The sequence below is a fragment of the Streptomyces sp. NPDC004111 genome (assembly GCF_042874215.1).
Classification (GTDB): domain Bacteria; phylum Actinomycetota; class Actinomycetes; order Streptomycetales; family Streptomycetaceae; genus Streptomyces.
In genome coordinates, this window is sequence record NZ_JBIAMU010000006.1 from 295,948 (window position 1) to 318,734 (window position 22,787).

Annotated in this window: 22 protein-coding genes; 13 read left to right on the forward strand and 9 right to left on the reverse strand. The window is 72.2% G+C overall.

Going from position 1 to position 22,787, the window contains the following annotated elements; genetic code table 11:
* Window positions 1-17: 17 nt before the first annotated feature.
* The 8 genes from ACFYVL_RS15205 to ACFYVL_RS15240 all read left to right on the forward strand — a co-directional run bounded on the left by ACFYVL_RS15205 (window position 18) and on the right by ACFYVL_RS15240 (window position 7,458).
* Entirely contained in the window at window positions 18-296 is a 279-nt protein-coding gene (locus tag ACFYVL_RS15205; RefSeq protein ID WP_389244695.1) for a hypothetical protein, read from the forward strand.
* On the forward strand, window positions 293-670 hold the full coding sequence (locus tag ACFYVL_RS15210) for a helix-turn-helix domain-containing protein (protein ID WP_389244697.1): 378 nt from the start codon (window positions 293-295) through the stop codon (window positions 668-670). Before ACFYVL_RS15205 ends, ACFYVL_RS15210 begins: the two co-directional genes overlap by 4 nt.
* Window positions 671-858: 188 nt before the next feature.
* Window positions 859-1,374: a 2-oxo-4-hydroxy-4-carboxy-5-ureidoimidazoline decarboxylase gene (gene uraD, locus ACFYVL_RS15215; RefSeq protein WP_389244699.1), complete on the forward strand. Its 516-nt coding sequence runs from the start codon at window positions 859-861 to the stop codon at window positions 1,372-1,374.
* Complete coding sequence (gene uraH / locus ACFYVL_RS15220; protein ID WP_389244701.1) at window positions 1,374-1,772, forward strand: hydroxyisourate hydrolase; 399 nt, start codon at window positions 1,374-1,376, stop codon at window positions 1,770-1,772. Before uraD ends, uraH begins: the two co-directional genes overlap by 1 nt.
* 5 nt (window positions 1,773-1,777) lie before the next feature.
* On the forward strand, window positions 1,778-2,701 hold the full coding sequence (gene pucL, locus ACFYVL_RS15225; RefSeq protein ID WP_389244703.1) for a factor-independent urate hydroxylase: 924 nt from the start codon (window positions 1,778-1,780) through the stop codon (window positions 2,699-2,701).
* A 72-nt stretch (window positions 2,702-2,773) separates the two neighbouring features.
* Window positions 2,774-4,216 carry a nucleobase:cation symporter-2 family protein gene (locus ACFYVL_RS15230; protein WP_389244705.1) on the forward strand — a complete coding sequence of 481 codons (1,443 nt, stop codon included), beginning with the start codon at window positions 2,774-2,776 and terminating at the stop codon, window positions 4,214-4,216.
* Between the two features lie 42 nt (window positions 4,217-4,258).
* The gene (locus ACFYVL_RS15235; protein ID WP_389244707.1) at window positions 4,259-5,671 is read left to right on the forward strand and encodes an 8-oxoguanine deaminase; all 1,413 of its coding nucleotides are present in this window, start codon (window positions 4,259-4,261) and stop codon (window positions 5,669-5,671) included.
* 425 nt (window positions 5,672-6,096) lie between these two features.
* On the forward strand, window positions 6,097-7,458 hold the full coding sequence (locus ACFYVL_RS15240) for a nucleobase:cation symporter-2 family protein (RefSeq protein WP_389244837.1): 1,362 nt from the start codon (window positions 6,097-6,099) through the stop codon (window positions 7,456-7,458).
* Between the two features lie 137 nt (window positions 7,459-7,595).
* Here ACFYVL_RS15240 and ACFYVL_RS15245 read toward each other — a convergent pair whose 3' ends face one another.
* A complete protein-coding gene (locus ACFYVL_RS15245) occupies window positions 7,596-8,588 on the reverse strand; it encodes an ArsR/SmtB family transcription factor (protein WP_389244709.1) in 993 nt (330 codons plus the stop codon).
* Between the two features lie 83 nt (window positions 8,589-8,671).
* Between ACFYVL_RS15245 and ACFYVL_RS15250 the strand changes: the two genes are divergently transcribed.
* Window positions 8,672-10,150, forward strand: a complete 1,479-nt coding sequence (locus tag ACFYVL_RS15250; protein WP_389244711.1) for an MFS transporter — start codon at window positions 8,672-8,674, stop codon at window positions 10,148-10,150.
* Here ACFYVL_RS15250 and ACFYVL_RS15255 read toward each other — a convergent pair.
* Both ACFYVL_RS15255 and ACFYVL_RS15260 read right to left on the reverse strand, forming a co-directional pair.
* The gene (locus ACFYVL_RS15255; protein ID WP_389244713.1) at window positions 10,135-10,968 is read right to left on the reverse strand and encodes a chitosanase; all 834 of its coding nucleotides are present in this window, start codon (window positions 10,966-10,968) and stop codon (window positions 10,135-10,137) included. The genes ACFYVL_RS15250 and ACFYVL_RS15255 overlap by 16 nt on opposite strands.
* A 68-nt stretch (window positions 10,969-11,036) precedes the next feature.
* A complete protein-coding gene (locus tag ACFYVL_RS15260; RefSeq protein ID WP_389244839.1) occupies window positions 11,037-11,864 on the reverse strand; it encodes a chitosanase in 828 nt (275 codons plus the stop codon).
* A 124-nt stretch (window positions 11,865-11,988) separates the two neighbouring features.
* Here ACFYVL_RS15260 and ACFYVL_RS15265 point away from each other — a divergent pair, with 124 nt between their 5' ends.
* Window positions 11,989-12,669 carry an alpha/beta fold hydrolase gene (locus ACFYVL_RS15265; RefSeq protein WP_389244715.1) on the forward strand — a complete coding sequence of 227 codons (681 nt, stop codon included), beginning with the start codon at window positions 11,989-11,991 and terminating at the stop codon, window positions 12,667-12,669.
* Between the two features lie 86 nt (window positions 12,670-12,755).
* Here the strand turns inward: ACFYVL_RS15265 and ACFYVL_RS15270 are convergent, their stop codons facing one another.
* Window positions 12,756-14,456 carry a hypothetical protein gene (locus ACFYVL_RS15270; RefSeq protein WP_389244718.1) on the reverse strand — a complete coding sequence of 567 codons (1,701 nt, stop codon included), beginning with the start codon at window positions 14,454-14,456 and terminating at the stop codon, window positions 12,756-12,758.
* Window positions 14,457-15,134: 678 nt separating this feature from the next.
* On the opposite strand from ACFYVL_RS15270, the gene ACFYVL_RS15275 reads away from it, so the two are divergent.
* The 3 genes from ACFYVL_RS15275 to ACFYVL_RS15285 all read left to right on the forward strand — a co-directional run bounded on the left by ACFYVL_RS15275 (window position 15,135) and on the right by ACFYVL_RS15285 (window position 17,711).
* Window positions 15,135-15,980, forward strand: coding sequence for an alpha/beta fold hydrolase (locus ACFYVL_RS15275; RefSeq protein WP_389244720.1), 846 nt, complete (start codon window positions 15,135-15,137; stop codon window positions 15,978-15,980).
* 163 nt (window positions 15,981-16,143) lie between these two features.
* Entirely contained in the window at window positions 16,144-17,130 is a 987-nt protein-coding gene (locus ACFYVL_RS15280) for a fibronectin type III domain-containing protein (RefSeq protein WP_389244722.1), read from the forward strand.
* A 197-nt stretch (window positions 17,131-17,327) separates the two neighbouring features.
* Window positions 17,328-17,711, forward strand: coding sequence for a hypothetical protein (locus tag ACFYVL_RS15285; protein ID WP_389244724.1), 384 nt, complete (start codon window positions 17,328-17,330; stop codon window positions 17,709-17,711).
* A 121-nt stretch (window positions 17,712-17,832) separates the two neighbouring features.
* Here ACFYVL_RS15285 and ACFYVL_RS15290 read toward each other — a convergent pair whose 3' ends face one another.
* From ACFYVL_RS15290 to ACFYVL_RS15310, 5 genes are read right to left on the reverse strand one after another with little or no spacing between them, the layout of a single operon-like run.
* The gene (locus ACFYVL_RS15290) at window positions 17,833-19,023 is read right to left on the reverse strand and encodes an FAD-dependent monooxygenase (RefSeq protein ID WP_389244725.1); all 1,191 of its coding nucleotides are present in this window, start codon (window positions 19,021-19,023) and stop codon (window positions 17,833-17,835) included.
* Window positions 19,024-19,074: 51 nt separating this feature from the next.
* The gene (locus ACFYVL_RS15295) at window positions 19,075-19,278 is read right to left on the reverse strand and encodes a Trm112 family protein (protein ID WP_389244727.1); all 204 of its coding nucleotides are present in this window, start codon (window positions 19,276-19,278) and stop codon (window positions 19,075-19,077) included.
* On the reverse strand, window positions 19,265-20,215 hold the full coding sequence (locus tag ACFYVL_RS15300) for a hypothetical protein (RefSeq protein ID WP_389244728.1): 951 nt from the start codon (window positions 20,213-20,215) through the stop codon (window positions 19,265-19,267). Before ACFYVL_RS15300 ends, ACFYVL_RS15295 begins: the two co-directional genes overlap by 14 nt.
* A complete protein-coding gene (locus ACFYVL_RS15305; protein ID WP_389244729.1) occupies window positions 20,215-21,078 on the reverse strand; it encodes a class I SAM-dependent methyltransferase in 864 nt (287 codons plus the stop codon). Before ACFYVL_RS15305 ends, ACFYVL_RS15300 begins: the two co-directional genes overlap by 1 nt.
* Complete coding sequence (locus tag ACFYVL_RS15310) at window positions 21,075-22,376, reverse strand: condensation protein (RefSeq protein ID WP_389244730.1); 1,302 nt, start codon at window positions 22,374-22,376, stop codon at window positions 21,075-21,077. The genes ACFYVL_RS15305 and ACFYVL_RS15310 overlap by 4 nt, the downstream gene beginning before the upstream one ends.
* Window positions 22,377-22,787 lie beyond the last annotated feature (411 nt).

Here is a 22,787-nt window from a genome sequence, read left to right on the forward strand (position 1 = left end):
CCCGCTAGGTTGAGCGCGTGCGATTGAGAGTGGAGTTCACGACCGAGCCCTTCGATCTCGACGAGGCGCCGCCGCACGCGGTGGCGGCCCGTGAGGTGATCCAGGCGGCCGAGCTGGACGCGGTCGACGTAGGCCCCTTCGGCAATACGGCGGAGGGCGGCGCGGACGCGGTACTGACCGCGGTCGACGCCCTGCTGCGTCGGTCCCTCGCCGCCGGCGCCACCCGGGTCTCGCTGCAGGTCAATGTGATCGGTGAAGCCACCGGCAAGGACGAGAGCGGGGAGGCTGGTAAATGACCGAGCCCGGGGACCACCCACTTGTCACGGCGGTCAAGCCGCTCGTCGACGCCATGGGGGCCGAGCTGATGGAGCCCGGCCGGGCGGGCCGGGACGACGTGGTGCTCGCCTGGGAGGGCGAGGACGTCGTCGCCGTACGGCTGCCCCAGCTGTCGGACTCCCTCGATCACATCCTGGCCGCCCTGGAGAGGGGGCACGGGATGCCGCTCGCCGAGCTGGACCGCAAGGCGAAGCAGTCGGTCGTGCGGACCCTGGAGGCACGCGGTGCCTTCTCCGTGCGGCACGGGGTGGAAACGGTGGCGGGGGCGCTCGGGGTGTCCCGCTTCACCGTCTACAACTACCTGAACAGGGAAAACGCCTCCAAGACGGACTAGTCGCCCCGTCCTGAGGGCGCCCGGAGGGCCGAAATGCCCCCCGTTTGATCGATCATTTTGAGCCGCCGCTGTCCCCGCAAGGGGACGGCGGCTTTTGTGTTCGCGAAGTTTCAACAAACTGTTGACGTCCAGTTGTTGAGGGCGTTAGCTATGCGCAGCCCGTCCAGCACAAGGCCACGGAGGCTCCCGTGACTTCGGTCCAGACACCGGGCCTTTCCCGGTTCAACACCCTCCCCGAGACTGCGGCCCAGGCCGAGCTCCACGAGGTGTGTGCCAGCTCGGCGTGGGGGAGCAAGCTCATCGCTCAGCGCCCGTACGCCTCCGCCGAGGATCTGTTTCTCGCCAGTGACGCCGCCCTCGCGGAACTCACCGCCGAGGACCTGTCCGAGGCAATGGCGGGACACCCGCCGATCGGCCGCCCGAAGCCCGGGGACCCGACCTCCTCCCGTGAACAGCGCGGAATGGCCGGCGCCTCCGAGGAACTCAAGGCCGAGATGCTCGAACTGAACCTGGCGTACCAGGAGAAGTTCGGACATGTCTTCCTGATCTGCGCGACCGGTGCCACCGGAGAGCAGATGCGCGACGCGGTGCGTGAGCGGAGCGGCAACTCGCCCGAGCAGGAGCGGGAAATCGTCCGCACCGAACTGGGCAAGATCAACCGCATCCGGCTGACCCGCCTCGTGGAATCGGAAGAAGAGAACTGATGAGTACCGCAACCACCGCCTCGGTGTCCACGCACATCCTGGACACCAGCATCGGCCGCCCCGCCGAGGGCGTCGCCATCACGCTCACCGCCCGCAGCGGCGCGGACGCGCAGTGGCTGACGCTCGGCGGATCGAAGACCGACGCGGACGGGCGCTGCAAGGACCTCCCGGCCCTGCCGGAGGGAACGACCCACGTCCGGCTCGACTTCGAGACCGAGACCTACTTCGCAGACAAGAGCAAGACCGAAGCCGAGGCTCAGCAGGACGCCCCCCGCGTAAGGGACAGCGGCGCGTTCTTCCCGGAAGTGGCGATCACCTTCGCCGTCGTACCGGGCGAACACTTCCACGTACCGCTGCTGCTCAACCCGTTCGGCTACTCCGTATACCGAGGGAGCTAGCACCGATGCCCACCATTCTCGGCCAGAACCAGTACGGCAAAGCAGAGAACCGCGTCGTCAAGATCACGCGGGACGGCGACACCCACCACATCAAGGACCTCAACGTCTCGGTCGCCCTCTCCGGCGACATGTCCGAGGTCCACCTCTCCGGCTCGAACGCCAACGTCCTGCCCACGGACACCACCAAGAACACGGTGTACGCGTTCGCCAAGGAGTACGGCATCGAGTCCGCCGAGCAGTTCGGCATCCACCTCGCCCGTCACTTCGTGACGTCGCAGGAGCCGATCAAGCGGGCGCGCATCCGGATCGAGGAGTACTCCTGGGAGCGCATCGCCACCTCGGACAACAACTCCAAGTTCATCGGGTCCGACGAGGTCAACCACTCCTTCGTCCGCAAGGGCCAGGAGCTGCGCACCACCCAGATCACCTTCGACGGGACGAACTGGGAGATCATCTCCGGCCTCAAGGACCTCACGGTCATGAACTCCACCAACTCGGAGTTCTGGGGCTACGTCAAGGACAAGTACACGACGCTCAAGGAGGCGTACGACCGCATCCTGTGCACCGACGTCTCCGCAGCCTGGCGCTACAACTGGACCAGCGACGACAGCCGGATGCCCAACTGGGAGAAGTCGTACGCGCAGATCAAGAAGCACATGCTGCAGGCGTTCGCCGAGACGTACTCCCTCTCGCTCCAGCAGACGCTGTACCAGATGGGTTCGCGGGTCATCAACAGCCGTAGCGAGGTCGACGAGATCCGCTTCTCGCTGCCCAACAACCACCACTTCCTGGTCGACCTCGAACCGTTCGGGCTGAAGAACGACAACGAGGTCTATTTCGCCGCCGACCGCCCGTACGGCCTCATCGAGGCCACCATCCTGCGGGACGGAGTCGAGCCGCAGATCCCGGTCGACATGACCAACCTCTGACGCGGTCACGTCCGCGCCGCTCCCTCCCCGCAGTAGGGAGCGGCGCCGATGGACCGGAGGGAACGAACATCCATGGCACAGCCTGCAAAGGGGCCGGCAGCAGAAGGCCCGTGTTCCACCCGTAAAGAGGAGAGCACTCCACTCGGAAAGCCGGTCGACCTCCTCGACCCCGTGCATCCGGTGGACGAAAAGCTCCCCGCCAAGCGGCTCGTCCCCGCCGCGCTCCAGCACATCGCCGCCATGTACGCGGGCGTCGTCACCCCTCCGCTCATCATCGGCCAGGCCTGCGGCCTGGACGCCGCCGGCATGACCCGGCTGATCGCCGCGAGCCTGCTGATCGCCGGACTCGCCACGATCCTGCAGACCATCGGCGTCGCGAAGTTCGCCGGAAACCGGCTCCCCTTCGTCAACGCGGCCTCCTCCGCCGGCATCGCCCCGATGCTCGCCATCGCCGAGACGAGCGCACCGGGACACCAACTCCCCGCGATCTACGGCGCGGTGATGGTCGCCGGAGTGTTCTGCCTGGCCATCGGCCCGTTCTTCGGCAAGCTGCTGCGCTTCTTCCCGCCGCTGGTCACCGGCGTCGTGATCACCCTGATCGGCGTCACGCTGATGCCCGTCCCGGTCTCCTGGGCGCAGGGCGGCGACAAGGAGGCCGCCGACTTCGGCGACATGAAGTACCTGGCGCTCGCCGCCTTCACCCTCGGCGTCATCCTGCTCATCCAGCGGTTCGGCAAGGGATTCGTCAAGCAGGTCGCGCTCCTCTTCGGCATGTTGATCGGCACGCTCGCCGCCGTCCCGTTCGGCCTCGCCGACTTCAGCGGACTGCGCGAAGCCCCGATCGCCGCGCTCCCCACCCCCTTCGCCTTCGGCGCCCCCGAGTTCCAGCCCGCAGCGATCCTCTCGCTGTGCATCGTGATGCTGGTCCTGATGACCGAGTCCTCGGCCGGGATGCTCGCCCTCGGCAAGATCTGCGAACGCGACTGCGACGGGCGGACCATCACCCGCGGTCTGCGCACCGACGGCATCGCCACCCTGGTCGGCCCCGTCTTCGGCGGCTTCCCCACCAGCGCCTTCGCCCAGAACGTCGGCGTGGTCACGCTCACCAAGGTGCGCAGCCGGTACGTCGTCGCCGTCGCCGGAGGTGCGCTGCTCTTCCTCGGCGCCTTCCCCGTCCTCGGCGCGGTCGTCTCCATGGTCCCGATGCCCGTCCTCGGCGGCGCCGGCATCGTCCTCTTCGGCTCGATCGCCGTCAGCGGCATCCGCACCCTCTCCGAGGCCGGACTCGACGACAGCTCCAACATCATCCTCGTCGCGGTGGCACTCGGCGCGGGCATCATCCCGCTCGCGGCACCCACCTTCTACGCGGACTTCCCCGCCTGGGCGCAGACCGTCCTCGGCTCCGGCATCAGCGCCGGCGCACTGGTCGCGGTCGTACTCAACCTGTTCTTCCACCATCTCGGCACCCGCGCACGCCGCACTCCAGCGGCGTCCGTGGCACTCAAATCCTCCTAGGGTCCTGCCGTGCCCAATCACCACAGAGGTAAAGGAAGCACCATGGCAGCACCGGCAGCACAAGCTTCGCGCGACGACGTCACCCGCATCGTCATCGAGAACTGCGCGATCGCGACCGTCGACGCCCACGACACGGAATACGCGTCGGGACACGTCGTCGTCGCGGGCAACCGGATCGAGTCCATCGGAGCGGGCGCGGCGCCCGAGGGCCTGGAGAACGTCGTCCGCCGCATCGACGGCACCGGACATCTCGTCACTCCCGGCCTCGTCAACACGCACCACCACTTCTACCAGTGGATCACCCGGGGCCTGGCCACCGACCACAACCTCTTCAACTGGCTCGTCGCCCTGTACCCGACCTGGGCGCGGATCGACGTGCCGATGGTGACGGCCGCCGCCCAGGGCTCCCTGGCCATGATGGCCCGCGGCGGCGTCACCACCGCCATGGACCACCACTACGTCTTCCCGAAGAACTCGGGCGACCTCTCCACCGCCATCGTCACCGCCGCCCGCGACATGGGCGTGCGCTTCACCCTGGCCCGCGGCTCCATGGACCGCAGCGAGAAGGACGGCGGCCTGCCGCCGGACTTCGCGGTGGAGACCCTGGAAGGCGCGCTCGCCGCCACCGAGGCGACCGTCGACCAGCACCACGACGCCTCCTTCGACTCGATGACCCAGATCGCGGTCGCCCCCTGCTCGCCGTTCTCCGTTTCGACCGAACTCATGAAGCAGGGCGCCGAGTTGGCGCGCCGCAAGGGAGTGAGGCTGCACACCCACGGCAGCGAGACGGTCGAGGAGGAGAAGTTCTGCCACGAGCTGTTCGGCATGGGCCCCACCGACTACTTCGAGTCGACGGGCTGGCTGGGCACCGACGTGTGGATGGCGCACTGCGTCCACATGAACGACTCGGACATCGCCGCCTTCGCCCGGACGGGAACCGGCGTCGCCCACTGCCCCTCCTCCAACGCACGCCTCGCCGCGGGCATCGCCCGGGTCCCCGACATGCTGAAGGCCGGCGTACCGGTCGGCCTCGGCGTCGACGGCACCGCCTCCAACGAGTCCGGTGAGCTGCACACCGAGCTGCGCAACGCGCTGCTGATCAACCGCCTCAACACCGAGCACCGCGAGCGGGCCCTCAACGCCCGCCAGGCGCTGCGTCTGGGCACCTTCGGCGGCGCCCAGGTCCTGGGCCGCGCGGACCAGATCGGCTCGCTCGAAGCGGGCAAGCTCGCGGACCTGGTGATGTGGAGGATCGACGGCCTCGGCCACTCCACCATCGCCGACCCGGTCACCGCCATCGTCTTCGGCGCGGCGGCACCGGTCACCCTGTCCCTCGTCAACGGCAAGCCCGTCGTGGAGGACAACCACCTGATCACGGTGGACGAGGACGCCATCGCCCGCAGTGCGCGGGACGAGGCCCGGCGGCTCGCGCGGATCGCCGCGCAGCCCCGCTAGGCCGACCACCTCGTACCACCGAAGACCCCCCACCACCCATCGGGGGGCAGAGAATTCCGGCCGGGAGGGACGGCTCCCGGCCGGAACTGAGCAGCCGAGCGGGCTGCTCAGGCGCCGTTCCCGGGGGCGTGGCCCAATGCTTCACGCCCCCGGGGCGGTCCGGCGTATCCGGGCGCGAACGACGGCACAGCAACAACGCTGCAACCCCGCAGCAACACGGGCACCTTTCAATACCTCGCACCACCAGCACCTTGTACCGCGCAACACCTCCCCGAAGCACGTGCCAATCCCGGCACTGGAAACGACAGGAGGACGCTGTGGCCAAGTCGCCCAGGTTCACCGCGCAAGGCTCCAAGGCGGACGGCACCGCCGAAGAGGAAAAGTCCACCCCTTCCCCCTCCGAGAAGCACCCGGTCGACCAGGGGATGCCTCCCCTGAAGCTCGCCACGACCGGTCTCCAGCACGTCGCCGCCATGTACGCGGGCGTCGTCGCACCCCCGCTCATCGTCGGCGCGGCCATCGGCCTCGACGGCAAGGAACTCACCTTCCTCACCGGCGCCAGCCTCTTCATGGCCGGTCTCGCCACCCTCCTCCAGACGCTCGGCATCTGGAAGATCGGCGCCCGCCTCCCCTTCGTCAACGGCGTCACCTTCGCCGGAGTCGCCCCGATGCTCGCCATAGCCGGCGGCCAGTCGAAGGAGGACGCGCTCCCGGTCATCTTCGGCGCGATCATCGTCGCCGGCGCGATCGGCTTCATCGGCGCCCCCTTCTTCTCCAAGCTGGTCAGGTTCTTCCCGCCGGTCGTCACCGGCACGGTCATCACCCTGATCGGTGTCTCGCTCCTCCCGGTCGCCTTCGGCTGGGCGCAGGGCCCCAACCCCAAGGCGGACGACTACGGTTCGACGACCTTCCTGGGCCTGGCCGGCATCACCCTGGTGATCGTCCTGGTGCTGCGCCGCTTCACCCGCGGCTTCGTCAAGCAGATCGCCGTACTCCTCGGCCTGGTCATCGGCACGCTCATCGCGATCCCGTTCGGCGCCACCGACTTCACGCCCATCACCGAGGCGAGCGTCATCGGCTTCCCGACGCCGTTCCACTTCGGCGCCCCGCAGTTCGTGCTCGCCGCGATCATCTCGATGTGCGTGGTCATGCTCGTCTCGATGACGGAGTCCACCGCCGACATGCTCGCCCTGGGCGAGATAGTCGAGCGGCCCGCCGACGAGAAGACCATCGCCGCGGGTCTGCGCGCCGACGCCCTCGGCTCCGCCGTGAGCCCCCTGTTCAACGGCTTCATGTGCAGCGCCTTCGCGCAGAACATCGGCCTGGTCGCGATGACCAAGATCCGCAGCCGGTTCGTGGTCGCGGCGGGCGGCGGCTTCCTGATCCTGATGGGCCTGTGTCCGATCGCCGCCTCGCTCATCGCGATCGTCCCGCGCCCGGTGCTCGGCGGCGCGGGCATCGTGCTCTTCGGATCGGTCGCGGCCAGCGGCATCCAGACCCTCGTCAAGGCGGGCCTGGAGAAGGACAACAACGTCCTGATCGTCGCCGTCTCCCTCGCGGTCGGCATCATCCCGATCGCCGCCCCGACCTTCTACCACCACTTCCCGGAGACCGCGAAGATCATCCTGGACTCCGGCATCTCCACCGGCTGCCTCGCCGCGGTCGTCCTCAACCTCGTCTTCAACCACATCGGCAAGCGTGCCGACGACGACGAGGTGACGGCCCCGATGGAGCCCGGCGAGGAGATGTCCCACCGCGGCGGGAAGCCGATGGCGACCGCGCACTGACGCCGGCGCCTCCAGGAGCGTCAACGCACCAGGGATTCACCCCGCACGCCGACGCGTGCGGAGCAGGGGTCGGCCCCGGAGGTCGCGCACACGCGCGACACCCGGGGCCGGCCCCTTCAACGCGTCACGCCCGCGGGTCAGTTGACCCGCGTCATGTCCTCGCCCAGCCCCGTGCGGGCATAGAGCACCACCCGCCCCGTGCGGTGCGCCCCCACCAGGCCGGCCGCGCGCATCGCGGTCAGGTGCTGGGAGGCGCCGCCCGGCGTGATGCCCAGGCGGTGGGCGAGTTCGGTGGTGGAGGCGGGGGCGGTGAGTTCGCTCAGGAGGCGTGCGCGGGTGCGTCCCAGAACACCGGCCAGCGCGTCCGAGCACACGGCGGCGGGCGGGTTCCACAGTGAGCCGATGCCGCGCGCCGGGTAGCGCAGGGTGGGCAGGGCCTCGTCGTCGGCGAGCGCGGCGACCACGCGCGGCCAGGTGAATCCGGAGGGCACCAGCAGCAGACCGCGGCCGTTGAGCCGGCACGCCGGGCGGGGGTACGGGTTCGGCAGCCTCAACACCTCCGATTCCCAGGCGAGTCGAGGTTCGAGTCCGTCGAGGAGTGCCTGCGTGCCGCCCTCGGTGAAGAGGGTCGCCCGGTGCTGTATGTCGCCCTCCAGGAGCGCTCTGAGCCGCGGCCAGAACGGGGCCAGTGCCACCTCCCAGTACGCCGTGATGATGTCCGTGAGGCGGGCCAGCTGCCGCTCCGGATCGGCCTGGAGTGCGGCCATCGCCTCGGTCGTCCCGGCCGTCCGGGTGCGCAGCCGCTCGGGCGGCGTGGCGCGCAGCACGGCCAGCTCCACCTCAAGGGAGGGCTGGGGAGTGGTCGGTGCCGGCACCAGAACGCCTGGAATCGCGTACGCCGGCACGGCGAACAGATCGAACAGCGGCCCGAGGTCCAGCTTCGCCGTCTCCAGTATCGGTCTCACCTGAGTGGACCAGCGGCGGTGCAGGCCATGGCGGTCGGCACCCTTGAGCACCCGGACGCTGGCCACCACCTCCCACAGCGGGGACAGCGCGAATCTGGTGCGCGTCACGTCCTCCACCGTGAACTCGATGTTCAGGGTGCCGTCCACCGTTTGCCGTGTTGTCATTTCAGCTGTGGCTAAATCCTTGGAGTACCCTGCGGGGACCCATCACCGAACCCCCCATGTCTGCGGAAACATCTGTACCACTTATGCCGTCTGAGACACCTCCCCGGCCCGTCGGCCCGTGGCACCATGCGGGTTTCCGGACCCTCTTCACCGCCACCGCGTTCAGCCACCTCGGCACCCACATCGGATATGTGGCCATGCCCCTGATCGCCGTGTCCTCCCTGGACGCGACGGCCGGTGAGGTCGGGCTGCTCGCCACCCTGAGCACCCTCGCCTTCCTGCTGATCGGGCTGCCCGCCGGGGCCTGGGTGGACCGGATGCGGCACCGCAACGTACTGATCGCGGCGGACCTGACCCGCTCCGTGCTGTTCTTCTCGGTGCCGGCGGCCTGGGCGCTGGGGGTGCTCACGCTGGAACAGCTGTACACGGTGGCCCTCCTCCAGGGCTGCGCCACCGTCTTCTTCGACGTGGGGTCGCAGAGCATCATTCCCCGACTCGTCGGACGCTCGGGGCTGTTGGGGGCCAACGCCGCGGTGGTCGGGGTCCAGGCGGTCGGCAACGTCGCGGGCCGCGGGGCCGGAGGCGGCCTGGTGGCGCTGCTCACCGCGCCGTTCGCCCTGCTGAGCACGGGCTTCCTCTATCTGGGCTCGGCGGTCCGCCTGTACTCCCTCGGCGAGTCGCCGGCCCCGGCCCGTCCGGCCCGCCCGGTACCGCTGGGGAGCCAGATCGCGGAGGGGCTGCGGCACGTCCTGCACCATCCGGAACTGCGCGCCCTGGCCCTCACCGCGTCCCTCTGCAACCTCGGCTCGCAGCTCGTGAACACCCTGCTTCCGCTGCTGTTCGCCCGCGAACTCGGTTTCTCCGCAGGGTGGTTGGGGCTGTTCTGGGCGATGGGCGGCCTCGGGGTCCTGTTCGGCTCCCGGTGCGCGCGCCCGCTCGCCGCCCGGCTCGGACACGGGCGCGGCATCGGAATGGCGGCCCTCTTCCTGGCCCCGGCCGCACTCGTCGTGCCGCTGGTCGACCGCGGGCCGCTGCTCGCGCTCGCCGCGGTCGGCTGGATGCTGACCACCTTCGACATCGGGGTGAACAACGTCCTCGGGGTGAGCCTGCGCCAGAGCCTCACCCCCGCCCCGCTCCTCGGCCGCATGAACGCCACTTTCCGCTTCATGCTCAGCGGCTCCCTCGCCATCGGCTCCGCCCTCGCGGGCCTGCTGGGCGAGCTCGTCGGGATCCGCACCACGCTGTGGGTGGGGGCGGGCTGTCTGGCGCTCGCCTTCCTCCCCGTGCTCCTGTCGCCGGTGCGGACCCGGAAGGAGCTGCCGTCCCACGAGCCCGAGCCCCGGCACGAGCCGGTGGTGCACCCGGACCCGGTACTGCCGCTCCGCGACGCCGTGGCGCACCCCGAGCCGGTGCACTACCGCGAGCCGCTGCCGTACTGCGAGGTCGTCGGGCGGCACGAGGCCGTGGCGCACCGCGAGGCCGTGGCGCACCGCGAGGCCGGGCCGCACCACGGCGGACCGCCGCACGGGCCGATGGAGCCCCGGACTCAGTCGATCCGGTAGCTGTCCCCGTACACCTTCCACACCAGCGGGGGACGCAGCGCGAAGTTCCCCTCGTTCACGAACACCCGCTGGGCGGTGGCGATGCGGCTGGTGTCCTCGTGCGCGGCCTCCCGCTTCATGGTCCGCTCCCGCACGTCGAGGAAGGCGCGCAGATAGGCGTCCTGGCCGCCGCCGTCGGCCGGTGACCTCGCCGCGCGCAGCGCCTGCGCCCGGATGGTGTCGAACCCGTCCGGGCCGCCCGCCCCGTGCATCACCATCGCGTCGTAGTAGACGAACTGCCCGAGCGTCCCGAGGCCGTCCTGCCGGGCCTGCCGCACCGCGGGGTCGAAGTACACCCGGTCGCGCTCGTGGTCCTGCGCCCGCTCGAAACCGGGGTCGGCCGCGGCCTTGTGCCAGTCCCGCTCGAAACCGGCCCCGAGGCCCCGGTGCGAGTCGGTCCCGTTCACCGCGCGCAGGGCGGGCAGGTACTTCTCCAGTACGTTGCCGGGGTCGGTGGCGCTGTAGCGCTCGACCAGCTCCAGCATGTCGCCGGTGCCGGAGCAGAACCCGATGATCCCGGCGGTGTAGCCGCGGCCGTCGCCGATGTCCTCGATGTAGCGGTACTGCTTCTTCCACTCCAGCGAGGAGTTCTCCGCGCTGGACACCAGCCGCATCGCGATCTCCTTCGCCGCGGGGTCCCGCAGTCCCGCCGACGCGCTCGTCCGGGCGTCGCCCGCTTCGGCGGCTCCGGCCGGTGTGCCGGCCACGGCCGGCGCGGCGGCCAGGGTGAGCCCGAGCAGGGAACGGGCGGCGAGCTGAGCACGGCGGGCGAGACGCATGGGACCTCCGGGACCGGGGGAGCGGACACTGACCACCTTTCGACGGGCGGGCACCCGGAACGGATCCCTCAGCCCACCTGATAGGTGTCCCCGTAAACCTTCCATCGCAGGGGTGTGCGCAGCGTGAGGTTGCCCGCGCGCAGGAACACCCGCTGGGCCGTTTCGACCCGGCTGATGTCCCCGTGCAGCGGCTCCCGCCGCATCGAGTCGGCCCGTACGTCGAGGAACGCCTCCAGATAGGCCCGCTCGTCGCCCCCGGCGGACGGTGGGGCGGCCACCTTGCGCGTCCGGGCGCGCAGGGTGGCGAAGCCGGTGGAGTTCGGGCCGTCGCCGAATCCGTGCATCACGAACGCGTCGAAGTACACGAACTGCCCCAGCGCCCCGAGACCGTCCGCCTTCCCCTGCTCCACCGCCGGATCGAAGTACTCCCGGTCCCGCTGGACGTCCTGCGCGGCCCGGAAGAGGGGGTCGGTGTCGGCCGCGACGCGCCACGCCCGGGTGAAGGGCTCCTCCAGTCCCGCGTGCGAGTCGCCGCCCCGCACCGCGCGCAGGGCGGGCAGGTACCTCTCCAGTACGTTGCCGGGGCGCGCGGCGGTGTAGCGCTCGACCACCTTCAGCATGTCGCCGGTGCCGGAGCAGAAGCCGACGATTCCGGCGGTGTAGCCGCGGCCGTCGCCGATGTCCTCGATGTAGCGGTACTGCCTGCGCCAGTCCAGCGTGGAGTTCTCGGCGCTGGAGATCAGCCGCATCGCGAGGTCCTTCTTCGCGGGCGCGTCCAGGTCCGCCGCCCCGGCGGACGGGACCCGGGGCGAGGCCCGCGGGGACGGCCGCGACACGGACGGCACCCCGCGCGCGGACGGCACCGCGGAACCCTGCGCCCCACCACCCCCCTCCATCCCGCCCGAATCCACGCTTACGCACCCCACCAGTACCGAGACCGCAGCAATCAGTCCCAGTACCCGCATCACGGACTTCACCCGACGACCCTGGCACGCGGGCACCCCCTGTACCGTCGGAGTCATGGAAGATCACTCCGTCGTCGACGTGGGCGACGTACGCATGGCGTACCGCTCCTGGGGCGACCAGCACGGCGCCCCCGTCATCCTGCTCCACGGAATCGGCAGTTCCGCCGCGAGCTGGGAGAAGGCCGGGCAGGCGCTCGGCGAGGAATGGCGGGTGTACGCGCTCGACCTGCGCGGCCACGGCGAGAGCGACTGGCCCGACGAGTACGCGCTGGAACAGATGCGGGACGACGTGCTCGGCTTCATCGAGGAGTCGACGATCGACCGCGCGGCGGTGGTCGGCCACGGCATGGGCGGCGTGGTCGCCTACCTCCTGGCGCAGGACCACCCGGACCGGGTGGAGCGGCTGGTGCTGGAGGAGACCCCGGCGCCCTTCGCCGACGCGGAGGACGTACTTCCGCCCGACGGGCCAGTCGACTACGACGAGAACGCGATCCCGGAGATCCAGGCGCAGCTCGCCGACCCGCCGCCGGACTGGCTGGAGCGGCTCGGCGACATCGTCGCCCCGACCCTGCTCGTCACGGGCGGCCCGGACAGTGAGATGGACCAGTCCCGCCTGCCGGAGATGGCCGACCGCATCCCGGACTGCACCCAGGTCACCCTGCCCGGCGGCCACCGCATCCACGAGCGGAGCGCGCAGCAGTTCGCGGACAGGGTGAGCGACTTCTTCAGCAGCTGAGCCTCCCCGGCCGCACTTCGGCAGCCGAGCCGAGCCGTCCCGGCGCCGGGCGGAGGCAGCACCTCCGCCCGGCGCCGTCGGCCCGGTCAGCCGTCCAGCCAGTCGCCGTCCAGCGCCGTCGGCTCGTGACCCAGGCAGTTCCACAGGAAGTGCGGGTGCGCGGCCCCGAACAGGTAGACCAGCAGCACCGTGTTCTCCCGCCAGCCGGGGGCGCCGCCCAGGTTCAGGGTGTGCCAGAAGTCCGCGCCGACACTGCCCGAGTCGCGCTGTATCGCGTCGATGTCCGCATCGCCCGACGCCGCCGCGAGCGCCGCGACATAGGTCCGGCGCAGGATCTCCCAGGTGGTGTCGGTGTCCCCGAGCCACTCGCCGTGCAGTGCCTCGAAGCCGGCGAGTTCTGAGTGGAACAGCTCCCAGACCTGGGGGTACTGGCTGCGGCAGCGCTCGGACAGCTCCCGGGCGCGCTCGCCCAGTTCGCTCACGGTGGCCCGGGGTCCGGTGCGCAGGGTGACGCCCGTGGTGACCAGGCCGGTGCAGGGGTTGGGCTGGAGGCGGCACAGCAGGCAGTCCTCGACCGGGGGCAGCCCGTCGGTGATGCCGTCGAACCACAGGGCGTGCCGGCCGTTCAGTCCCATCCAGACGGCCGTGGCGCCCACCAGGTTGAGGTTCCACAGGACGCCCCGCGACTCCGGCATGCACGCGTACTTGATCAGCGCGATGACGCTGGTGGCCAGCATGGTCTTGTCGTGGGCGGGCATCGCCGACAGCCAGAAGTTGTTGATCTCCCCGGTGACCGCGTCGGCGCGGACGTCCACCATGTCGTCCACCAGCCGGGACATGACCAGGATGGCGAGGTTCTCCTCCAGCCACAGCTGGTCGTCGGGAGACACGTGCCACCACAGGCAGTCCATCGTCTGGAGCATGGTGTAGTTGGCCCGGTCCAGCGGGGTGGACTGCGGCAGCACGACCTTGCCCTGCCGGTGCAGCCCTATCCAGTACTCGTCCACCGCCCGCTTGTAGTTGATGAAGATCCCGCTGATCAGGGCGCGGGCCCCGGTGATGTCGAAGTTCTCGGCGAGGCCCTCGCGCACGGCCCGGGTGGCGCCCTGCATGTCCAGGGTCATCCCGGTGCGCTTGTACTCGGGGAAGGTCAGGATGTCGTCCTCGTACCGGAACCTCAGGTCGAGGCCGGTGTCGGCGTCCTGGAGCGCCCGGTTCCACACCCAGCCGCCGGTCAGGACGCAGTCGAGCTCCTGCCGGTAGGGCCAGATCTTCACGGCGAGCGGCGGCCCGTCGCTCCGGCGGAAGGCGTAGTCGGCGATCCGGCGGGCCGGTGGCTTCGGCAGCCGCGAGCAGAAGAGGCACCCGCACGGCGCGTCCTGTTCCGGTTCGGCCGCCGGGTACGACGGGCCGTCCCCGGGCTCCGGGGACGTCAGGCTCTCCGCCCGCGCGCGCCAGGCACGCTCCAGCATCTCGCCGACCAGCCTGCAGACCTTGATGTCGGTCTCCAGGGCGGGGAACGCCTTTCCGACGAGGGCCAGTTCCTCGTCCAGTTCCCGTAGCCGACGGGCGCCCTGTTCATTGGGCGGGGGGAACTCCCTGGGGTCCGTGGCCAGCGCCCCGGGCAGCGTGATCGCCGTGTCGTCCGCCCGCGGTGCGGAGCCCTCGGTGAGCGCGGCCAGCCGGGCCGCCCCGGCCGCCTCGCGACGCGCGTAGTCCTCGGCGTGGTGACGGACGTTCGCCCCTATGGTGCGCGCGAGTTCTCCGCTGGTCCTGTCTCGTTGCATCGTTCCCGACTCCCTGTGTCACCGGTCGTGCAATTCCCCAGGACCTGCATGATCAGCTCCCCGCGGTGTTCCGCGCGGGTCCCGGCTTCGGCGGGCCGTACGACGGCTGGGCGGTGCGGCGGGTCCGGCCGGTCAAGGGCGCCCGCAGCGGTGCTCCCGCGCGTAGGCCATGCAGTCGCCCCTGGGCCGCACAACCACCGTCCCCGTGGCCGAATAGACCACAATCGCGCCTGTACCAGGGCCTGTTGGGGGCAGGCCAAGGTGGCGCATCACGCCGCTGTCGACACCCGCTCACAAGGATGTCCGTAAACGTGGCGGAACAAACGTTCCCGGTCGTGGGAGTCGTCGGACCAGGTTTACCACGACGGGAAGCCGCTCGGGGACACCGGTGGACTGCCGTGGCCCGGCGGGCGGTTGGGGCCGGAGCGGTCCGGCCCCGTTGACGTTTCCGCTCGTCAGGGATGGTCGCGGTGCGGGCAGGACCCGCTGCTCACACGGGTGTTCGCCCCTTGGGGCGGGGGTGGCCGGTTGGAGTGAGCGCCAGGAGGGGCGTACGCCCCGCGCTCCACGTTCGGGCGAACGCGTTCGATGAGCTGTTCGAGATTAGGCCATGATGGGCGACCGATAGGTTCGTGCCATCCGGCGAACTGCCGGGCGGCGGAGGCGTCGGGAGGCGGCATGCGGGAGACCGATCTGGAACTGGGCGACGGCCGGAGGCTGCACGTCTACGACACCGGACCCGACCCCTCCGGTGCGGGCCCGGTGGTCCTCTGGCACCACGGCACCCCCAACATCGGCGCGCCGCCCCTGCCCCTCGCCCCGGCCGCCGCCCGCCGCGGCGTCCGCTGGGTGTCCTACGACCGGCCCGGATACGGCGGCTCCACCCCCCTTCCCGGCCGGGACGTGGCGTCGGCCGCCGCCGACGTCGCCGCGCTCGCCGACGCCCTGGGCATCGACCGGTTCGCGGTCCTCGGGCACTCCGGCGGCGGCCCGCACGCGCTGGCGTGCGCCGCGCTGCTGCCCGAGCGGGTGTCCGCAGCGGCGTCCGTGGCCGGACCGGCGCCGTTCGCGGCCGAGGGTCTCGACTGGTTCGCCGGAATGTCGGACTCGGGTGTGGCGTCACTGTGCGCCGCCGCCGAGGGGCGTGCCGCCAAGGAGGCCCACGAGGCGTCCGCCGTGTACGACCCGCAGATGTTCACCCCGGCCGACCACGCGGCACTGGCCGGGGAGTGGGCCTGGTTCGCCGACGTCGTCGGCCCGGCCGTGGAGTCCGGCCCCGGCGGGCTGATCGCCGACGACCTGGCGTACGTGAACCCGTGGGGGTTCGATCCCGCGGAGGTCGTCGCACCGGTCCTGCTGCTGCACGGCGGCCAGGACCGGGTCGTGCCCGGCGCGCACGGCCGGTGGCTCGCGGACCACTGCCCCACCGCGGAACTGCGGCTCAGCCCGGCCGACGGGCACATCTCCGTCCTCGGCGGCGGTGCCGCGGCCCTGGACTGGCTGGCGGACCGCGCGGCCGGCTGACCGGGGCGGCGGCCACCGGTGCGGGGGCCCGGTGCGGTCGCCGCCGCCCCGGCCCGGCCCGGCTCTTTCCCCTGCTCCCGCCTCTTGTCCGCGGCGGGCGTCCATGGCATACAGGTCTGGACCATTGCTCTCCTTCCTTCCCCCACGGATGAGAGGTCCAGTCGTGCAACGCCCCACCGTGTACGCCGTGCTGGCCTGCGGCGCCCTGCTCCTCGCGACCACCGCGTGCAGCGGCGCCAAGGCGCAGCCCCCGCTCGACCGCACCGCACCCGCCACGCCCGGCGGCGTCACCGCCCAGGCGGGCAGCGCCACCTCCGTCCACGTCATGTGGAGCCCCTCTTCGGACGACACGGGCGTGGCGGGCTACGAGGTGTACGAGAAGGGGGCGAAGGTCAAGTCGGTCGCCGCCCCGGACACCATGGTCGACGTGGACCGGCTCGCCCCGGCGAAGGCCTACTCCTTCACCGTCCGGGCCCGTGACCGCGCGGGCAACCTCTCCGCACCGAGCGCCGCCGTCGCGGCCAGGACCCCGGCCGCCGCCCCCGACGACCGCGAGCCGCCGACCGCGCCCACCGCACTGCGCGGCAGGGCCACCGGAACCGGCTCGGTCGCCCTGAGCTGGGGGCGGGCCACCGACGCGGGCGGCGGCGTCACCGCGTACGACGTCTACCAGGAGAACTCCCGCATCCACAGCGTGCCCGGCACCGAGACCGGCACCCGGGTCGGCGGACTGCGGCCGGGCACCGTGTACACCTTCACGGTGCGGGCGCGGGACGCCGCCGAGAACTCCTCCAAGGACAGCAACTCCCTCGACCTGAAGACCGCGGCAGGCCCCGGACAGGGCCCGTCCACCGCCCCCACCGGCCTCACCGCGACGGCCCGCACCTCGGGCTCCGGCGAGCGCACGGTGCTGCTGCGCTGGACCCAGCCCCGCACCGGCGGCGAGGTGAAGGAGTACGAGCTGTACCTGAACGGGAAGTTCGCCACCACCGTCGTCTGGGGCGCCGCCCCGCCGGCCGGTCCCGCCACGTACAGCTTCACCGTCACCGATCCGCCCGGCACCCGCTACAGCGTCAAGCTGCGGGCGAAGCTGCCGGACGGCAAGTGGGGCGACTTCTCGGCGGCGCGTTCGGTCGTCGCGCCGCGCTGAGGCCCGCGCCGCGCCGAGGCCCGCGCCGCCGGGGCGCAGCCGGAGGGTGTTTCCCGGTGCGGCGCGGCGTTGCCCCTGCTCACGGGCAACCGGGAAACAGGGCACGGGGGCCGCGAGCCGTTGCAGTGTCGTCGGTAGGAACTCCCTACCGGCACACGCCCCTGTGCGGCTGCCGGGTCATCAGAAGGAGCAGCGTGATGAGTCACCGCATGCGCGTCGCCGCCGCGACCCTCAGCGCCGGACTGGTCCTCGCGGCCACCGGCATCGGCACCGCGGCCCAGGCCGCCGCGCCCGCCGTCGCCCCCCAGAAGACCGCGGCGGCGCCCTGCTGGGCGAGCGGCGGCAAGTGGTGGTGTGACAACAAGCGCGGCGCGGCGGTCTGGGCGGCCGACAGCGTCACCGTCGTCGGCTACATGAACAGCAACCCGTCCTGGTTCGACTGCCGCCTGGAGGCCGATCCCACGGGCGGCGGCGGCCCGCACCCCAACCGCTGGCTGCTGACCACCGCCGACAACGGCAAGCGCGGCTGGATGAAGGACAGCGACGTCTACAGCGAGACGAACACCGTGCCCGCCTGCTGAGGACCGGGCAGCGCAACGGCGAGCGCCGTCCCCGCCCAGGGCCGGCGCTCGCCGTCGTACCGTGCGCGGTGCGGGTGCGCTTGGTGCGGAATCCCGGTTTTCCGGGGGCGACCGGGTGCGGTCAGGCGCGGCGGCCCAGTTCGCTGCCGCCGAACGCGCCGGAGCCGTCCGCCGTCCGCCACCACGCGGTCAGTTCGCCCTCCGTCATGGCGTCCCAGGCGGGAGTGGCCTGCACCATCGCCCGGCCCAGGGAGCGCCCGAGGTCCACCAGAGTGCGGCCCGCCGGGGCGCGGGTCTCGGTGTAGGCGGCGAGCGCGGCGGCGAAGGTGGGGGAGGCGGACAGCGCCGTTCGCAGGGCGGCGGCGTCCTGGAGCGCCTTGACCGCGCCCGCGCCGGTGTGCGGCCTGGCCACCGTCGCGGCGTCGCCCACCAGTGCCAGCCGGTCGGTGGCGTAGTGCGGGGCGGTGAAGTCGTACAGCGGCTGCACGAAGCGCTCGCCGGGCGGTGTCGCCTCGATCAGCGCGGTGAAGAACGGCGGGAGCCGGTCCCGGGTCAGCGAGTCGAGGTGGGCGGCGAGCGCCGGGGTGAGGGCGCGCTGCTCGTCCGCCGGGAGTGTGTACCCGGCAGGCGGGGCGGTGTAGAAGACCCAGTTGACGCGGTGGCCGCCCGCGGCGTCGGGGATGCGGTAGATGACGATGTGGCCGCCGTCGAACACCACGTAGGCACAACTGTCGGTGGGCCACAGGTGCGCGTCCGGCAGGTCCGACTCCGGATAGGCGCCCCGCCAGGCCAGATAGCCGGCGTACACGGGGACGGTGGCCGGACAGGCGACCGTACGGACCAGGGAGCGGTAGCCGTCCGCGCCGACCGCGAAGTCGTAGACCTCGCCGTCCAGTTCGACACCCCGGGTGATGAGCCGGAGCTGCTTGGCCGCCGTGCCGGCCCGGAAGTCCACCGAGGCCGGGACCCGGGCCCGCAGCTCCCGCCAGAGCGGACCCCAGTTGTAGGAACGGAACGGGAACGGCGTCCCGGCGAGCCTGCGGCCCAGCGGCGAGGGCGCCGAGTCGTCCCGCACGTACCACTGACGGTTGGTCAGCTGCACCCACGGCATGTCCGCGTCCACGAAACCGGCCGCCGCCAGCTCCGCGTACCTGGCGTCGTGCATCGCCACCCCGACGCCCCGGTCGGCCAGATGGCCGCCGGTGCGCTCGTACACGGTGATCTCCCCGGCGCCGCCCCGGTGCGCGGCGAGTGCCGCCGCACAGCCCGCGATGGACCCGCCGACGACCGCGACCCTGCCTCCAGTGACCATGTGCTCATTGTGGCAGTGGAGTTGGGGTGGGCGCGTGGTGCGGATCGGCCACTACGGGCGTGCGGTCAGGCGCTGGTGCTCCGACTCGTCCACCTGTTCGCCGGAGGACGGGAGGAGCTGCGGGATGCCGTCGACGATCGGATAGGCGCGGTGCAGCCGGGGGTTGTAGAGGATGTCCTCCGCCGGGTGCAGGGTGAGTGGGCCCTTGTCCAGCGGGCAGGCCAGGATGCGCAGGAGCGGGTCAGTGGGGTTCATGGATCGGTTCCTTCTCGGGGGTGGGCTGCCGGGTGGTGGCGGGCAGGGCGAGCAGTACGGCGACCGCGAGCACCGCGCCCACCACCCGGAGGGTGAGGTGCAGCGGGTCACCCGGCAGCGACTCGCCGAACGCGACGCTGCCGAGGGTGGCGGTGTACAGACAGGACGTGGTGGTGCAGACGGGCACCACGAGGGAGGCGCGGCAGCGCTGCAGCGCCGTCTGCGAGAGGACCAGACCGGTCGCGCCGGTGACCAGCAGGAGATAGGGGTACGGGGAGGACAGCACGGCGGCGAGGGTGCCCGGCAGGTCGTGCGCGTCGAAGAGCGCGGAGACCCCCTTGATGGCGAGTGAGCTGACTCCGTACACCAGCCCCACGGCCACTCCGTAGGGAACCCCGCTGGAGGGACGGTCGGGCGGGTCGCCGCCGCCCGCCCCTTCGACGGCCGCTCCCCGGCGGGCGTCCCGGCGGTCGGCGGTGACGTACACCCACATGCCCGCGCCGAGCGACAGCCCGCTGAGCAGCAGGATCAGCGCGGGCGGCGAGTAGGTGCCGATGGACTCCGAGCCGTCGCCGAGGGAGAGCACGACCATCAGGAGGGCCGCCACGATCGCCGCCATGGCCACGCGTTCGCGGCCCGAGGTGCGTTCGCCGAGCGCCCGGGAGGAGAACAGCAGCAACAGGACGAGACCGGAGATGAACAGGGCCTGGGCGACGGTCATCGGGAGCGTGCGGTAGACCACGAGCTGTGCCACGAACCCGCCCGAGAGGGCGAGCGAACCGCCGATCCACAGCGGGCTGCCCAGCAGCAGCCGCACCGCGCGGGCCGGGCGCCTGATGTCCAGTCCCGGCAGACTCGTCAGGGCCCGCTTCTCCAGGACGAAACCGCCGCTGTAGAGGACGTTCGCGAACAGCGCGGCCACCACGCCCCACCACATCACGCGCTCCGGGAGCCGTCGGACGCCCGGGAGCCGGCCTCCCGCCGTCGGCGGGCGTGCACCAGCAGGATCGAGGCGGCGGACGGCGCGGCGCAGGCGAGCCGGTCGAGCCCGCGCAGCGGGCGCGGAACCCCGTGGAAGGGCGCGCCCGCGACGCGTACGACGTCGAAGCCCGACGCCGTCAGGAACTCGCGGAGGGCGCGCGCCGTGTACAGCCGCAGGTGCCCGACGACCTCGCGGCCGGGGCGGCCGTGGATGCCGCGCAGGCTCACCTCGGAGAAGACCGGCTGCACCCCGGCCAGGAGCAGGGCCCGGTTGTACCAGGCGGCCAGATTGGGGGTGGAGAGCATCAGGTGGCCGCCGGGAGCGAGCACCCGGCGGATCTCGTCCAGCGCGCTGTCCGGGTCGACCAGGTGCTCGACGACCTCGCTGAACAGGACCGCGTCGGCGGCACCGTCCGCGAACGGCAGCCCCCCGTCGGTGAGTTCGCCCCGTACCGCGCGCAGCTCGCCGGGCGCGGCGGCGAAGGAGGCGGCGGCCCGGCGCAGCGCGTCCTGCGACCAGTCCACGCCCACGACGCGGTGCCCGGTGAGGAACGGGGCCGCGGTGACGGCCGCCCTGCCGTCGCCGCAGCCGATGTCGAGGACGGTGGCGCCGGGGGTGCCGGCCAGCGCGGCGGCCAGCATCCGTGCCTGGCGCAGGCTGCGGGCGTCGCCGGAGGCCACCGGGACCGCCGGGTTCTCGTAGAAGTCGCGCAGGCGGGCGGGGCGGGCGGGCCCGGGAGGCGCGTCCGGCGTGCCGGTGCGGTCGGTCGTGCCGTCGGTACGGGAGTCGTCGACGGTGTCGTCGGCCGTGGCCTTCATGAGGAACGACCCTTCTCGGCTGTGGAGTTGAGGTGCTTCTCGAAGAGTTCGCGCAGGTGCACGCCGTCCTCGGGGCCGAGGAGGGCACCCGACCAGCGCAGTGCGAGGTGCAGCCGCCCGTTGGTGCTGGCGGTGGTGACGGTCAGGCCGCGCGGCATCCGGGCGGGCGCGGAGAACCACACCGCGCTCGCCCGCCCCACCCCGTCGCCGAAGTCCAGCGGGTAGGGCACCCGCCCGATGTTGCTGAGCAGCGTCGTCGACGTCCACGGGGCGAGGGCCCGGCGGATCTGCCGGGTGAGCGCGGCACGTACGGCGACGGGGACGACGGGCGCGGTCAGCAGCCGTGCGCCGTGGCCCAGTTGGGGGCGGGAGAGGGCCTTGAGCGCGCGGGTGCGCTCGGCCGTGCGGCGCAGCAGCGTCTCGGTGTCGTCGCCGGTCAGTTCCGCCACGGAGTAGGGGACTTCGACGAGCCGGGTGCCGTTGCCGATCGGCATGTCCGTGCCGCGCGGCCGGTCGTCCACCGGCATGGTGATCCGGAAGGGCCGGGGCGGCCCGCCCCGCTCGCGGTTCCAGTCGGCGATCATGCGCGCGGTGGCCACCATGAGCTGGTCGTTGACGGTGTACGGGGCGTCCCGCGGGCGGCGCGGCACCGGGAGGTCGGCGACCAGGATGCCGTTGCCGTCGCCGTCGGCCTGCGGAGTGCCGGACGCCACCCGGGCGACCGGCGCGAACCCCGGCGACGGGGGTGGCTGCCGGGGGTGCGCGTCGGGGCGCGGCGGGGCGGCGGAGGTCGCGGGGGAGTTGTCCCGGCCCCCGTAGATCTCGGCGGCGGTGGCCAGGATGCGCAGACAGGCGGGGCCGTCGAGAGCGGTGTGGTTGATCACCAGCACGAGGACGTCACCGATGACCTCCAGCCGGATCGGCGGGGAGAGCGAGAGGGGCGGCGCCTGGGCGAGGGCGCGGGCGCGGGCCTCGGGGAGGGCGTCGGGAGTGGGGTCCCGGAACGTCACGACGGCATCGGTGTCGGGCCCGGACGTCAGCTCCCAGGTGTACCGGCGCCGGTACCAGGGGCCGGGGGCCTCGCGCATCAGGATGCGGGGGTGGCGCCGGAGCGCCTCCAGGAAGGCGGCACGGAGACGGGCGGGGTCCGGGGCGGCGGGGAGGTGCACCTCGATGTGCACGGTCTCGGGCTCGTGGGGGTCGAGGCAGTGCCGGGTGATCTCGTCGACGACGGAGAAGGGTGTGGTGGCGGGGGAGGGCCGGGCGCCGCGGGTGTTGCCGGTGTGCGTGGTGGTCATGGGGTCCGAGCTCCCTCGGGGCGGAGTGGGTGTGGGGCGTTGCGGGCGGGGCCGGGTGCACGGGGAGCGGCGGGTGCACCAGGGGTGCCTGGTGCACCGACGGTGCCCGGCGCCGGCGGGGTGAGCCGGGGTGCCGGCGGGTGGCGGGCGGCGGCGGGGTGCGGGCCGGTGGGTGGTTGGGGCTGCCTGCGGCGCGATGCCCCTCCCCGCCCCTTCCCGAAACCGGGGCGCTGCCCCGGGCCCCGGGTGGCGGGCCCTCCTGTGGCGGGTGCGTGTCCGCGGGTTGTATGTGGCCGCGGGGGGGGGGGGCCCCCCCCCCCCCCCGGGGGGGGGGGGCGCGCGCCCCCCCCCCCCGCCCCCCCCCCGGGGGCGCGCCGCCCCCCCCCCCCCCCCGGCGGGGGCGGGGGCGGG